13 protein-coding genes and 2 pseudogenes are annotated in these 13,663 nt (G+C 60.7%); 4 read left to right on the top strand and 11 right to left on the bottom strand.

From position 1 onward, the window contains the following. Positions 1-70: 70 nt before the first annotated feature. The 9 genes and pseudogenes from ESZ60_RS20685 to ESZ60_RS04020 form a co-directional block, all read right to left on the bottom strand. Positions 71-232: a hypothetical protein gene (locus ESZ60_RS20685; RefSeq protein WP_167620055.1), complete on the bottom strand. Its 162-nt coding sequence runs from the start codon at positions 230-232 to the stop codon at positions 71-73. Between the two features lie 22 nt (positions 233-254). Continuing rightward, positions 255-1,676, bottom strand: a complete 1,422-nt coding sequence (locus ESZ60_RS04060; protein WP_134679136.1) for a TRAP transporter large permease — start codon at positions 1,674-1,676, stop codon at positions 255-257. 33 nt (positions 1,677-1,709) lie between these two features. Continuing rightward, the gene (locus tag ESZ60_RS04055) at positions 1,710-2,288 is read right to left on the bottom strand and encodes a TRAP transporter small permease subunit (RefSeq protein WP_134679135.1); all 579 of its coding nucleotides are present in this window, start codon (positions 2,286-2,288) and stop codon (positions 1,710-1,712) included. A 61-nt stretch (positions 2,289-2,349) separates the two neighbouring features. Beyond that, complete coding sequence (locus ESZ60_RS04050; protein ID WP_134679134.1) at positions 2,350-3,492, bottom strand: TRAP transporter substrate-binding protein; 1,143 nt, start codon at positions 3,490-3,492, stop codon at positions 2,350-2,352. Positions 3,493-3,605: 113 nt separating this feature from the next. Further along, positions 3,606-4,181, bottom strand: coding sequence for a c-type cytochrome (locus ESZ60_RS04045; protein WP_134679133.1), 576 nt, complete (start codon positions 4,179-4,181; stop codon positions 3,606-3,608). Then, a complete protein-coding gene (locus ESZ60_RS04040) occupies positions 4,178-5,428 on the bottom strand; it encodes a PQQ-dependent sugar dehydrogenase (protein WP_134679132.1) in 1,251 nt (416 codons plus the stop codon). The genes ESZ60_RS04045 and ESZ60_RS04040 overlap by 4 nt, the downstream gene beginning before the upstream one ends. Before the next feature lie 360 nt (positions 5,429-5,788). Next, a pseudogene (locus tag ESZ60_RS04035) lies at positions 5,789-6,432 on the bottom strand (transposase); the annotation flags it as partial. A gap of 230 nt (positions 6,433-6,662) precedes the next feature. After that, positions 6,663-7,535: pseudogene (locus tag ESZ60_RS04030) on the bottom strand (IS110 family RNA-guided transposase). 642 nt (positions 7,536-8,177) lie between these two features. After that, positions 8,178-8,384 carry a hypothetical protein gene (locus ESZ60_RS04020; RefSeq protein WP_134679129.1) on the bottom strand — a complete coding sequence of 69 codons (207 nt, stop codon included), beginning with the start codon at positions 8,382-8,384 and terminating at the stop codon, positions 8,178-8,180. Positions 8,385-8,626: 242 nt separating this feature from the next. On the opposite strand from ESZ60_RS04020, the gene ESZ60_RS20680 reads away from it, so the two are divergent. The 3 genes from ESZ60_RS20680 to ESZ60_RS04010 all read left to right on the top strand — a co-directional run bounded on the left by ESZ60_RS20680 (position 8,627) and on the right by ESZ60_RS04010 (position 10,025). Further along, positions 8,627-8,776: a hypothetical protein gene (locus ESZ60_RS20680; protein WP_167620053.1), complete on the top strand. Its 150-nt coding sequence runs from the start codon at positions 8,627-8,629 to the stop codon at positions 8,774-8,776. 209 nt (positions 8,777-8,985) lie between these two features. After that, complete coding sequence (locus tag ESZ60_RS04015) at positions 8,986-9,303, top strand: hypothetical protein (RefSeq protein ID WP_134679128.1); 318 nt, start codon at positions 8,986-8,988, stop codon at positions 9,301-9,303. A gap of 245 nt (positions 9,304-9,548) precedes the next feature. Further along, positions 9,549-10,025, top strand: coding sequence for a hypothetical protein (locus tag ESZ60_RS04010; RefSeq protein WP_134679127.1), 477 nt, complete (start codon positions 9,549-9,551; stop codon positions 10,023-10,025). A 209-nt stretch (positions 10,026-10,234) separates the two neighbouring features. Here the strand turns inward: ESZ60_RS04010 and ESZ60_RS04005 are convergent, their stop codons facing one another. Together ESZ60_RS04005 and ESZ60_RS04000 are read right to left on the bottom strand one after the other, a co-directional pair. Then, positions 10,235-11,287 carry a ParB/RepB/Spo0J family partition protein gene (locus tag ESZ60_RS04005; protein ID WP_134679126.1) on the bottom strand — a complete coding sequence of 351 codons (1,053 nt, stop codon included), beginning with the start codon at positions 11,285-11,287 and terminating at the stop codon, positions 10,235-10,237. After that, positions 11,284-12,594, bottom strand: a complete 1,311-nt coding sequence (locus ESZ60_RS04000) for an AAA family ATPase (protein WP_134679125.1) — start codon at positions 12,592-12,594, stop codon at positions 11,284-11,286. Before ESZ60_RS04000 ends, ESZ60_RS04005 begins: the two co-directional genes overlap by 4 nt. 370 nt (positions 12,595-12,964) lie before the next feature. On the opposite strand from ESZ60_RS04000, the gene ESZ60_RS03995 reads away from it, so the two are divergent. Further along, positions 12,965-13,657: a DnaA N-terminal domain-containing protein gene (locus ESZ60_RS03995; RefSeq protein ID WP_134679124.1), complete on the top strand. Its 693-nt coding sequence runs from the start codon at positions 12,965-12,967 to the stop codon at positions 13,655-13,657. Positions 13,658-13,663: the final 6 nt, after the last annotated feature.

Genomic DNA, 13,663 nt, shown 5'->3' with positions numbered 1-13,663 from the left:
CCTGTGCGGGGCCTTGCCAGTATATCACGGCCGGGCTGTCGATTGGATCAGAAAGCCCGTGCCCGGCGTTTTAGTCCCGGTGCTCCCGCAGGGTCAGGATCGTGTCCCATAGCGCCAGCAAGAGCGTGATCCCCACGAGACAAAAGAGGTCCAGCCGCGGGACGCCCGCCAGAAGGACCGCAAGAAAGCCGATGAGCGTCGCAAAGGACAGAAAGGCCAGAAAGAACTTCATCGGAGTCGCTCCGGGTCAGGGGTCATCGTGAACCATAGATGGCGTCCGGCAGGGCAAATACGATCGAGGGAAACTGATACATCAGCACCATCGCGATCAACACCATGCCGCAATAGGGCAGTACGCCTTTGAAGATCTGGGTCAGAGAGATCTGCGGCGGCGCGATCCCCTTGAGGTAATAGGCGCTCATCGCCATGGGTGGGGTCAGGAAGCTCGTTTGCAGGTTCAGCGCGACCAGAACCCCGAAGAACAGCGGATCTATTCCGAAAAGCGGAAGCAAGGGCAGGAAGATCGGGACAAAGATGATGATGATCTCGGACCATTCCAGCGGCCAGCCGAGCAGAAAGATGATCAACTGGGCGATCAGCAGGAACTGCACCGGCGTCAGATCCAACCCTTGCACGAATTCGGCAATCACCGCCTCACCACCAAGATAGCTGAAAACAGCCGAGAAGGTGTAGGAGCCGACGAAGAGCCAGCAGACCATCGCGGTGGTCCTGACCGTCAGATAGACGGATTCGCGCAACCGCTGAAAGGTCATGGCCCGATAGGCCACCGCCAGAACCATGCCGCCAAGCGCCCCGATCGAGGCGGCCTCGGTCGGCGTCGCCAGCCCGAAGAGGATCGAGCCCAGCACGGCAAGGATCAGCACCGCCAGCGGCAGAAAGCTTGTCAGCAGCATCCAGACCATCTGGCCAAAGGGAACCTCGGGAAGTTCCTCCTTGCTCGGCTTTGGCGCGAGGCTGGGATTCACCATGACCCGCACGAGAATATAGGTCAGGTAAAGCGCGACCAAGGTGAAGCCGGGCAGCAGCGCCGCCGCGTACAGCCTCACGATCGACACACCCGACGATGCCGCATAGACGATGAGCATGATCGAGGGCGGGATCAGGATCCCCAGCGTGCCGCCGGCGCAGATGATGCCGCTGGCAAAGGAGTTGTCGTAGCGGCTCTTGATCATCTGCGGCAGGGCGAGCAGGCCCATCAGCGTCACGACCGCACCGACGATGCCGGTCGCTGTGGCGAATAATGCGCAAGTCAGCAGCGCCGCGACGCCCATCGAGCCGGGAATATTTCGTGTGGCCAAGGCCAGGGTCGAGAACAGCTTGTCCACGATATTCGCGCGCTCGACGACATAGCCCATGAACAGGAAAAGCGGGATCGCGGTCAGAACCTCGTTCGAGATCACCGTATAGGTCTGGTTCACGAAAAGATCGAAGATCCGGTTGTTGTAGAAGCCCTCGATCCACAAACTCAGGCTGTCCCACCAACTGGCGGTCTCGTCGAGCCGATTGAAGCTGCGCCACATGCGGCCTGGGTCGAAATAGGCGTAATAGCCAAAGCCGATGCCCAGAGCCATGAGGGTGAAGGCAATCGGAAAGCCCAGGAACACACAGCCGATGAAAATGGCCAGCATCAAAAGGGCGATCTGCGGGTCAGTCAATTTGATCTCTCCGTGCCGGGCGCATGTCGCGGCTCATTTGTGCTGCGCGTGCTGCGCGGCTTCCTTGATGAGAACCTGGTCCGTCTCCTCGACATCGGCCTCGGCTTCGAGCCAGCGGCCCATGCGGATGCACAGGATGCAGCGGCACACCTGCGCGATGCCCTGGATCAGCAGCAAGAGCCCCGCGACAACAATGACGGTCTTGAACTGATAGATCGGGATGCCGGCCGGACTGTTGACCGAAACCTCTCCGTAGCGCCAGGAGCGCGCGGCATATTTCCAGCCGGCAAAGACCAGCGCGAGGATTCCCGGAAAGAAGAACAGGAAATACAGGATCAGGTCGACCGTGGCCTGAACGCGGGGCGACCAGGTGCGATAAACGAAATCGCCCCGTACATGGCCATTGCGGGACAGGGTATATGCGCCCCCCATCATGAAGAGCGTGCCATAGGTGATGAAGCTGATATCCAGCGCCCATGGCGTCGGCGCATTGAAGAAATAGCGCACCAGCACCTCATAGCTCATCCCGAATGTCATCAGGATGATCAGCCAGCCGAAGGTCTTGCCGAACCATGCCGACAGACCATCTGCGAAATGAATGAAACCCAGCATCCGATCCCGTCCGTAAGTGCCCCGCAGATGCGAGGGCGCCCGACCAGGGCGCCCACCAAAGTCACAGTTTCAGTTTGCCGGGAAAATAATGCTCATAGGCAAGCGCAAGGTCCGCGCCGGCCATCAATTCGTAATAGCCCACTTTCTCGACCCAGGCGCGCTGGCTCTCTAGGACCTTCTTGTTGAACTCGTCCTCTTCCAGCGAGGCGATGACCTTGTCCCAGGCCTCGATCTGGCCGTTGAGGATCTCCTTCGAGGTCCGGTGGACGGTCACCCCGGCATCCGCCTGCAGCTTCTGCAGGTCGTTGGAATATTCCTTCATCGCGAGCGCAAGGTTCGCCGTGGCCGAGGCCTCGACGCCATAGCGCAGGATGGCCTGCAGATCGGGCGGCAGATCCTCCATGAAGTCGCGGTTGAAGAGGAATTCGAAGGCTTCGGATGCCTGATGATACGAGGACAGGTAGTAATGCTTGGCCACATCCTGCGCGCCGAAGCGACTGTCCGAGGACGGGTTGTTGAACTCGAAGGCGTCGATCACGCCGCGCTCCATGGCGGGGACGATCTCGCCGCCGGGAAGCTGGGCCACGGACATGCCCATGCTTTGCAGCAGATCCGCCGCCAGCCCCACGGTGCGATATTTGAAGCCCTGAATATCGGCGATGCCATTGACCTCAGTCTTGAACCAGCCAAAGGGCTGGGCGGGCATGGGCATTCCCATATAGCCCGTGACGTTCAGGCCCAGAACGGTCTGGGTCAATTCATCGTAGAGCTCCTTGCCGCCACCCTGATAGAACCAGCCCAGCATGGTCGAGGCATTGCCGCCAAAGACCGGTCCAGTGCCAAAGAAGGACGCGGCCTTGTGCTTACCGTACCAATAGGCCGAGACCGAATGCGCCGCATCGATCACCCCGTCGCTGACGCCGTCCATGACCTGAAAGGCGCCCACGACCGCGCCCGCCGGCAAGAGATCGACCTTGAGCCTTCCCCCAGACATTTCCTCGACGCGGGTCACATATTGCCGCGCAAAATCCATCCAGATATCCGAGGCAGGCCAAGAGGTCTGCATCTTCATGACAAGGGGGGCCTGCGCCAGCACCGCCGGGGCGGAAAGCGCCGAGGCCGCAGCTGCCGCCGAGCCTCCGACCACACCCTTGCGCAGGAACGAGCGGCGCGTGTGCCGCTTGGAATCATTGCTGTCAGTCATGTTGTCCTCCCAGACGATGACGGCCTGATTGTTATGGCTCTGTTGTGTTGAAACCGGTGGTTCCTTTGCAGTGGCATTCCATGGCCAGGGCGCGGCAAGCGCGCCCTGCCCCGTCATTCGGTCAGCGTGATCTCGGTCTTGATCGCGCCGTACCAATCGGCAATCGCCCTTATCTGCGCGTCAGTCAGTTCCGCGGCGATGGGCGACATGATGTCGTTCTTGCGGGTCCCGTTGCGGAACGCCTTGAGCTGTGTGTCGATATAGATATTCGTCTCACCCGCGAGGTTCGGAGCGTCTTCCATCTGGCGAATGCCCTCGGCCCCGTGGCAGGCGACGCATTCCTGGGGCGCCTGGGTGGGATCGGCCGAAAGCGTCGCCGTGATCTTATGCCCGGAATACCATGCGGCCAGATCGGCGATGTGCTGATCGCTGAGATTTCTTGCGACAATCGTCATCATCTCATGCTCGCGCGTCCCGTCGCGAAAGGCCGTCAGCTGGTTGCGGATATAGGCTTCGGATTCCCCTCCGATCGTCGGCGCGACCGGCATCTGCGCGTCTCCGTCCAATCCGTGGCAGGTGCGGCATTGTCCGGCGAGCTTTCGACCTTCGGCGCGATTTCCGACTTCTGCCAAAGCGCTCTCGGCGAGGATCAGCCCGCCGAGAGCAATTGCTGTCATCACTGTCCTCATTTCTTCGCGGCAATGCGCCAGATCGCTCCGGCAAAATCATCCGAGACAAGCATCGAGCCGTCCGGCAGGAAAGCGATATCCATCGGCCGCCCGCGATACTCGCCGGTTTCCTCGTTCAGCCAACCCTCGGCAAAAACTTCAGTGGCCCCGGCATTACCTTCGGCGTCGACGGGCGTGAACATCACCCGCGCCCCAACCGGCGTGGTACGGTTCCATGAACCATGCTGGGCCGAGAATATCCCGCCGTGGTATTTGGCCGGAAAGGATTTGCCTGTATAAAAGCGCATTCCCAGATCGGCGGCATGGGCCTGCATCTCGACAGCGGGAGGGACGAACTCTACACCCTCAGGCCGCGCAACATCCTTATAGTCCGGGATCTCGATCGCGCCGTTCACCCAGGGAAATCCGAAATGCTGTCCGGCCTCGGTCTGGCGGTTCAACTCGCCCGGCGGGATGTCATCGCCCATCCCGTCGACCTGGTTGTCGGTGAACCACAACTCGCCATTCGCCGGATTGAAATCATGCCCGACCGAGTTGCGCACCCCGCGGGTATAGACCTCGCGTCCGGTGCCATCCTTATTGATCCGGATGATCCCGCCGATGCCGATCTCGTCATACGTCTCGTGCTTGTCGACCGGCTGGATGTTATGGGGCTGGCCAAGAGAAATATACAGCTTCCCATCCGGCCCGACGCGGCACACCCGGGCGGTGTGGTTGAAGCTTTCTTCTTCTTCTGGAATGAGTTTGCCTTTTTCGACCACCACACCGACGGCCGGATCGGGCCCTTCGAAAAAGAACTCGGCTGCCGGGAAGGTCAGGACCCGGTTGCGCTCGGCGATGAACAGGAACCCATCGGGCGAGAAACACGGCCCGTTCGGGATGTCGAAGGTGACCGAGGGCGCAAAATCCTTGACCTCATCCGCGAGGCGGTTCCGGTCGCGGTCGACAACGGACCAGACCTTGTCCTTGCGCGTTCCGACGAAGGTCACGGTGCCTTGCGGAGCGACCGCCATGGACCGGGCATCCGGCACCACGGCATAGAGGCTTGCCTCAAACCCCTCGGGCAACTTGATATATTGCAGGATGTCTTTCAGCGCGGCGGCGCGCTCATCGTCTTGCGGCACGGTGGTGAATACCGCGTCGGTACGCTGCATACTGGTGAGCTTGTCCATGTTGTCCTGGGCCATGAGTGGCCCGGCCAGGCAACAGGTCAATCCCAGCCCGACACGTAGGCTAGTGCGGATCATCAGATATCCTCCCCTAAGAATTTCCGCCGCGCTCTCCCCTTCGCGCGGAAATCCAGGACAGGGTGGGGCAAGGCTCACAATTCTGTCAACATGGCTAAGCTCAGCCTTTAGTCGCAGGTGATATTGGGAAGGACTGTGCCGAGTTTCACGGGCTGGGTCATTAGAGGTCTTGGGCGGCTCTCAGCGACGCCGTTTCTTGGTGGATCATAAAACGGGGCAGATTTCCGTGCACAGACGTGCGTTTCCGATCAGGGGAAGATTCAAGATGGTATGAACCTGCGGCCGGACGAAGCCTCTGAGTTGCCGAGCGCCGATACCTTGCCTCGGCTCGTGGTTGATCGTTGGTGGCCTCTGTTGCGCCTCTGTAATCGGGATGCCGAGCGCGGTGTATCCGTTCAGAACGGCGAAATGGACTTAAGCTCGGCGACCTTTCGGTCGAAGTCTCGTGCCTTGAGGCGCTGCCCTAGCAGTTTCACACAATGCATCCGGTCGTCGGTGAAACGATCCCCCGGATCGTTTTCCGATCCTCCTTATATCTCGACGCGGCTTCGGCGGTGAAATCCGCTCCATCCTCGCCAGAGGGCACGGCCGAGGTATTTTGATGCCCGCTGTGCCCCGCAGTGCTTCGTTTCGTGCGGCCGCGCCGGCGGAGGCTGTCTTCCACGGTTTGGCGTTTCTGCGAGGCGCCATGACAGCGTGGGTGTCGCGATGTGCGCTGGCATCGGGGCATTTGCGGGTGCCCAGGGCACCGTCGGCGGTGACGCTGCCGATCTGCTCCTGCGCCGGGTTCTGTTTGTGCAGGTCGGGCAACACCGGGGCATCGTCGAAATAGCTTCCTGTGATCTCCACGGTCCGAACCTCCAGCGTTTTCTCATCAATTCCCAGATGGATCTTGCACCGTGCGCCATGTCGCGGCATCGCTCCGGGCGACCATGGCGAACGCGCCGATTCGCGCCGCCATCCCTGCGGGCGTGCCATTCGCCTTCGCCCTCAAGTTTGATCCCCTTTTGGAGCAATTTGGCGCGGTGTCGGGTGCTGACATGTATCCGGCTTCGTGATGCGGCCATCATCATGCCGCGGGCCCGCATGGTGTTCGCGGGTCGGAACCAAATCAAAGCCGCGTGCTCGAAGGCACTCTGTTGCGCTCTGGTTTTCCAACCCTGTCTTGCGACCGTTGCGCCAAGCTGCTCTCAGCCCTCCGCCGCTCCGACGACCTCGCGACCGCTGGCGAGCCTTATACCGCCATGGCCGGAGCCCGATAGATCTCTCCGTTCTTCATCAGCGCCCAGACAATCCGCGCCATCTTGTTCGCTGGGGCCACGCGGACCAGCATCGTCGGCTTCCGCTCCAGCATTCCCGCCAGCCAAGTGCCCGGGCGCGCCGACGCGTGGCAATGGCGCTCGATGATGACGCTGTTGGCACCGATGATCAGCAGACGCCTCAGCGAGCGCTCGCCCATCTTTGTCGTGACCCCGAGCCTCTGCTTGCCGCGGGCGCGGCGGCCGATCTCGGCGTCCAGCGTCTCGATTTGCTCGTCGAGCTGGGCAAGCGTTGCAGTCAGGACCGTCAGGGAGGCCCGTGCCGAGGCGGGCAGGCCCGTTTCCTCGTCCGCGACAAGGGCAACCAGGTGCCGGGTATTTGTCGCACCCTGAGGCACGACCCCGCCCTATTCGGTGAGCTGTCCGCGAAGCGCGTTGATGGCTTGGGTGCGCTGCCGGATGGGCAATTCTAGGACGCGGAAGACGCTGGCCGCCCCTTGCGTTTCCTCGCTTTTCACGGGCACGAAGCGCATGTTCGGTCTCTGCGCTGCCTCGCAGATTGCCTCGGCGTCGGCCGCATCATTTTTTTGCCGCTTGATGAAGGGCTTCACATAGGCGGGCGGAATGAGCTTAATGTCGTGGCCGAGCTTGGCCAGCTCCGGACCTCAGAAATGCGCGCCGCCGCAGGCTTCCATCGCCACCGGGCAGGGCGACAACTTGGCGAAAAACTCAAGCACCTGAGCCCTTCCGAGCTGCTTGCGCAAGAGCGCACTGCCTTTGCTGTCAGCACCGGGGACCTGAAACACATTCTTCGCCAGATCCACTCCGACCGTGACAATCTCCGACATGACCGCCTCCCAATATGGATTGTTGCGATCCCACCTTGGCACGTCGATGCCGGCGGGAGGCGGTTACACCATCAGAGCCCTGCGGAGGTGGCGTCAACCGCTCGAAGAGCAGGTGACCCAACTGGGCGATCAGCTGACGTCAGCCGAGTTGGAACGGGCCGCCCTCAGGCCGAGAACCAAGATCCGCGTGACGAGATCGAGCGGCTGAAGAACCTGCCGCCGCAACCTCCATTCAAACCCTCCGGCATGGAGCAGGTCGCCGAAAAGCAAGCTTGCAAGAGCAGCGGTTCAGGGCGGTGGCGTGGCTAAGCAGATTGCTTTCGCTCGCCCCACGGTGGCAGTAGTGATTTCCGGCTTTCAAACGGTGCCGCTGACTCTGGAGGGTTGGATGGCTCAGGTCTTCGGGGTACGAGAGGATACCGTTCGGCAATGGCGCAGCGAGTTCATGCCGCGCGGGGTCGATACGTTGAGGGCATGTTAGGCCGCTGGCCTGCCTCCGGTGAAGACCGAGGCTGCATTGCGTGTCACCGCGCCGCTGTTCGACGCGCCGGAAGCGGACGGCCCAACTGGGCCCTGTCGCTGCTGGCGGAGATCGGGCGCTCGACGGGCTGTCGATCAACCAATCGCAACTGTCCAAGGCGCTCAAAAATGGGATCTGTCCATGAAATGCAGCACCACAGGCTGAAGGAACGGCAGGACGCGCAGTCGGTCCACCGCTCCGGATTGCGGCTGAAGCTGATGAAATAGCAGGCGGGGGCCGGGAATATCCGATTGCTCTTTGCTGATGAACACGAGGCGCGGTGCCGACCTGCGTGTTCCAGCGCCTGGGCCGTCGAAGAAGATTTCCATGAAGGCCGCACTGGATCTGGCGAGCGGTCAACTGACCGTGACGACCTCCCGCAGCAAAGGCTTTGTCGATTTCATCGACCTGCTGACCGAAGTCGCCCGGATTTAACGACCTCAGCCGGGCAAGCTGCATCTGCCGGTTCTTTACAACGGGCCGGTTCACACCCAGCAAGCGCGCACGCACCGCGCTCGCCGACCGCGCCCACAGGCCCACAATCGAGTGATTGCCGAAATACGTCCCGGAAATGAATGATATCGAACCGGCATGGAAGGCGCTCAAGCAGACCGAACTGGCCCATCTGACCTTTCAAGACGACGGTGTCCTCAAGAAGGCGATCCAAATGGCGTGTGGAACCGGAATCGCGAAAAGAACCAGCATCCGTGGGGAAATGTGAGAATCTCTGCTTAGATGCGCAACAAGAACTGCGTCACCCGGCCAGGCGGAACTGTCGGTCAATATGCCCTCTGGATCGCGCTTCAAGGGCAATGAGACCATTCTGGTTGGCAATCTGGCGATCTCGGCGGACCTCACCCGCTGTCGCCGGGATCGCTGGCTGACGTAGGAGGGCAACCGGCTCATCGCGCCCCTGCCCGAGGGGTTGCTGTGCGGATCGGCATCCACCTGCGCCGGTTCTGTCTCGCGCTCCATGCCCATGCCCAGGTCACGACGCAGCGGCTGACCTCGATCCTGAACGGGATCGGAATGGAGGTCTCAAAACTCCAGGTGGTGCGCATCCTGACTACGGGCCTCGATGGATTCTTTGCGAAGGGTCGGGAAATCCTGCGTACAGGCCTGACGACGGCGCGCTATGTCAGCGTCGATGACGCTTGTGAGCAACATGCCCATCGGGACGGAATCACCTCCAGATCGGCAGCGCGTGGGTCAGCAGCATCCACACCGGCCGGTCGAAGTCGCGGCTGAACGTCCTGTCGCTTTTGCGGTCTGGGCACGAGGATCACGCCTCAACGATGCGGCGCTGTCGTTTGGCTCGCAAATGGTCCGTCTCGTGGCGCTGCCCATGAATGTGTTCCACCGGCACGTGCTGCTCGATGTCAGAAGCCGCCCTTCTGGGGCGCGATGCGCCGTCACGGGCTGATGGGACATAGCGGGGACCTTTCAGACGATGTCGGGCAGTTCCGCATTCCCATTCACGCGCTGCTGGGTTCATGCCGAGCGCCTGCGCAAAAGTGAAGCCCAAGGTGCTGCAACAGGTCCGCAAGCTGAAGGCGATGAGGGATCAGGTCTGGGCCCTCTACCCGGACCTGAATCTCAGGGCGCTCACCCACGGCAAGAGCAATCGGCCTGCCCTCGCCATGCACGTCGACGATATCTTCGGGCAGCACACCGACTCCAATCTGCTGGATCATTTGCTGCAGGGCATTGATCTACGCAAGGGGGATCGGCTGACTTTGCTGAAACAGTCTCGGATCCCACTTCACTCAAATGCCCCAGAAAAACCGCATCACCAAGCGCTGGATCTCCGGCGGCACGATGGGCGAGAAGGGTCGGCTCGCGCGAGGTCATGCTCCAGTGTCGCAAAACTCGGCATCTCCATCTTCTATCTCGGCTATTGCCTTGGCTTAACTGGGACGGGTCTGCGAATCTCCTCCCTGCCCGATCTGGTTGGCGCGCAATCAGCCTAAACTCACGCCGTCTTAGACCTGCCCCCGTTATGTGGAGCTGCCATTTCCCGCACGACAGTGCCGTCATGAGATTTTTTTTGTCAGTCTTCAATACATTATATCCGCACTAAATAGACAGTATGCGGATTACCGTTGAAGCGCAGCACCTTGAACAAAAAAGGGGTAACCCACGGGTTACCCCTTTGGCGCAATCGCCAGTAACCCGCGGGTTACTGATCTCGCAGCGCCGCGTGGAACGCCTCGATCGCCCTTTGCAAGCGCCGTCGGTCGACCGCGAGATAGTCGATCTCGGAAAGGATGCGGCATTCCCCCTTGCGGGCGGTCACCTTGGCGCTGCCGACGTGAAACTCGTATTTGACGCTCTTGGCCGCGGGCTGGCGCGCATCGCTGGGCTGGCGCTCTGCCGATCCGTCCAGAAACCGACGCAGAACCTCGGCCTGCTCATCCGCATTCGAGGCTGCGGTGAGTTGCTCGCGCAAGGAGTCGATCAAGCCTGAGTCGCCCTGAAGCTTGCGCGCCACGTCCGCTCCCAGATTGCGGGACAGCGATTTCGGAAACTTCAGCGCCGGCCCCAATGCGGTCATGAGAAAGACGAAGCTGCGGATATACGAGCGCTTCATCTTATGCAGCGACGCGTAGATCCGCCCGACAAGGTCATCCGCCCCCTGCCCTTCCATCGCCGCGTCGCTCGCGGCCGAGATTGCGACCTGGGCCATCTCGGCAAAGCTCAGATCCTCGCGGATGACGTTCTCTTCCACCATGTCGATATAGAGATCGATGCGGCTTCCCGGCCCATCCGCAATACGCGCCACGACGGTCGAAAACCGCGAGTCACCGCTTTCCTGCCGCAATTGCTGCAACGCGTTCAGTCGCCGCCAGCCTTTCTTCAGCTGGTAGCCTGTCTCGCTGCGATAGACCTCGATCGGTTCCTTCTGGCCACGTTCGCGGATCGATGCCTTGAGTTCCTCCATCTCGTCCGAAGCCGCCACTTGGCTCAGGTCGATGCGGTCCCGAGGCAAACCGTCGGTCCGGATCTCATCGAGCGGGATCGACTCGAGCACCCGCCGCTCTTCCTGAGCCTTGCGAAACGCCTTGGCATCCGCCGCATTCTGCCGCCGCTGCTCGATCAGGTTTTCGGTGCTCTCGGTCATGCTGCCGGCCGCTTCGCGCACGGCAACGCCCATTGGTCCGACGTCGCGTTTGCGCGTCGGCGGCAATGGTGCATCCAGCGGTCCGAAACCGAACTTGTTCTTCCCGCTCATTCCGCTGCCTCATCCCTCAGGTCACGCTGCTCCCAGGCACGCAGGACGGTTTCCTTGAACTCGCCATAGGCGGCGTCAAAGCTCTGCCGGGCCCTTTTCCAGGTCTCACGCGTCATCTGCCGATAGTCCTGCTCATAGACCGATTGCTGGAACCGGCCGGATTGCTCGACCGCCCGGGTCATCTCGATTGCGTTTCTGCAGACATCCGCGCCAAAGACGTTGCGGAAGGCATCCATCATCGCGAGATGCAGCGAGTTGGACGCCTCGAAACGCGTCATGAGCAGACGAATGTCGTCGAACCGCTTGGGCAGGCGGATCCCCGCATCTTCGGCAATGCGTGCGAACCCGTCCGAGATATCCTCGAGCGCATCCCCGAGCTGACCGAGGAAACTCGTCGTCGAGTCATATTCCCAATAACCGGGACCGGAGGGAATATAGAGGATGTCCGCAGCGAAAGCTGCGTTCAACGACTGGTAGCCTATGGCCGGCGGGCAGTCGAAGATGATGAGGTCATACTGGTCCTCGGGCAGTTCATCCAGGTAGCGCGCGACACAGCCAAAGAAGCTCCATGCCTTGTGCATGGCGCGATACTGCGCGCTGGCAAATTCGACGAAGGCGGCATTGGCGCAGCTCGGGATGATATCGATCGTCGACCAGGCGGTCCGATGAATGAAGTCCTGCACGCGTTGCGCGCCGATCGACTGGACATCCTCGGGTAATTCGTCAGAGGTGGGATAGGGGCAATCGGCGGGGTCATCATAGGCCGAGGCAATCCGGTCCGCCTCGCGGCACAGGTCGCGGCACATGATCCCCCAGACCGTGTTCCACTCCTTTACCTCGACCAGGCCCATGGAATGGGTCAGAGTCGCTTGGGGATCGAAGTCGATCACGAGCACGCGGTAGCCATCGAGCGCGGCCGCATTCGCCAAATGATGGGCGACGACGCTTTTCCCAACCCCACCTTTGAAATTGGAAACAGCGATCCGCATGGCGCGGCCCGCCGGGCGATGCGGCAGCAAGGACTTGCCTCTGAAGCGCAGACGTCGGCGCAATTCATTGATCTCGGCGAGCGAAAACCAACGCTGACGCCCATCGTCCTCGACACTGCCCTGGGGCAGGGATGGGTCATCCGCGAGTTTCTTTCGCAATGTATCAGCCGGGACATTGAACATGAACTGGCTGATCTCCCAGATGGAAAAGGGTCGAAGCTCCTTCTTCTCGGCCGGCGAGAAAGTCGCCTTCCGCACGGCCGCCTGCTGGGCAAGGCTTCGGGCATTCATGGATTGGAGGTCTGAATGGTCGCGCATGACACTGCTCTTGTTTTCCGCTACAACCACTTCAATAACGCGAAACCTTCGAAACGCAAAACGAAGAAGGTCTAAAATCGTGTTTTTCGCGACGACAAGGGAAAAACACGATGTTGGAAGACAACAGCCCCAGAATCAGGGACAGGCAAGACAGTGAAAGACTAAATAAGGTGTCAAACCACGTTCAATACGGTGACACCAGTCTGTCACCCATAACCTATTAAACCAAAAAATCCTTATTTTCCTGATTTCGTGTCGCCGTCCCGTAATTAAGAAGTCGTTGACAAACGACGCGAATACCTCCCAATCTCGTGAAAGAAGCGGAATCGGTCGAAGAAGCCGGTCCCAATGAGGTAACGGATGGCAGAACATGGATCTGAAGCGCTTCACCGGTCCACAGGCCGGGTCGCAGAAATACGACCTGCTGACCGCTTTGGCGGTGGCCGGTCTGAACGGCACCGCCGGTTTTCAGACCTCGATGCTCCGGCTGATCGCCTTGGTGACCGCACGCTACAACTGGAAATCGGATGAGGTGACAGTGGGCCAGCGAGATCTTGCGCGTCTCTGGGCGGTCGATGAGCGAACCGTGAAGCGCGAAGTCAAACGGTTGACGGAAATGCGGATCCTGCTCCAACTGCGGCCGGGCGTGCGGGGCAGGGTGGCCGCCTACCGGCTGAACAAGCCCGAAATTCATCGAATCTCAGCCGATTATTGGGAAATGATCGGACCGGATTTCTCCGTTCGCATGGTTCAGCAAGAGACCAAGCCCCAGCACGAGGGGGAAAAGATCGTCCGCGTCGATTTTCGTCATCGGTCGGGCGAAGCCGATCCTTTGTCGCGGCAATGGCAGCGCACGCTCGAGCGGCTTGCCCAAAGCGATCCCGGGTTGCATCAGAACTGGTTCGGACTGCTTGCATTCGAGGCTTTCGAGGATGGCCTGCTGCGCCTCGGAGCTCCGTCGGCATTCGTCGCGCAATATGTCCGCACGCATCACCAGCGTCGCCTACAGGACATCGCGGCACTTGAATTCACGAACCTGCGCCGGATCGAAGTCACGCCCTGAGATTGC

This window comes from Paracoccus ravus (assembly GCF_004522175.1).
Taxonomy (GTDB): domain Bacteria; phylum Pseudomonadota; class Alphaproteobacteria; order Rhodobacterales; family Rhodobacteraceae; genus Paracoccus; species Paracoccus ravus.
This window is presented reverse-complemented; position numbering and strand designations above follow the sequence as displayed.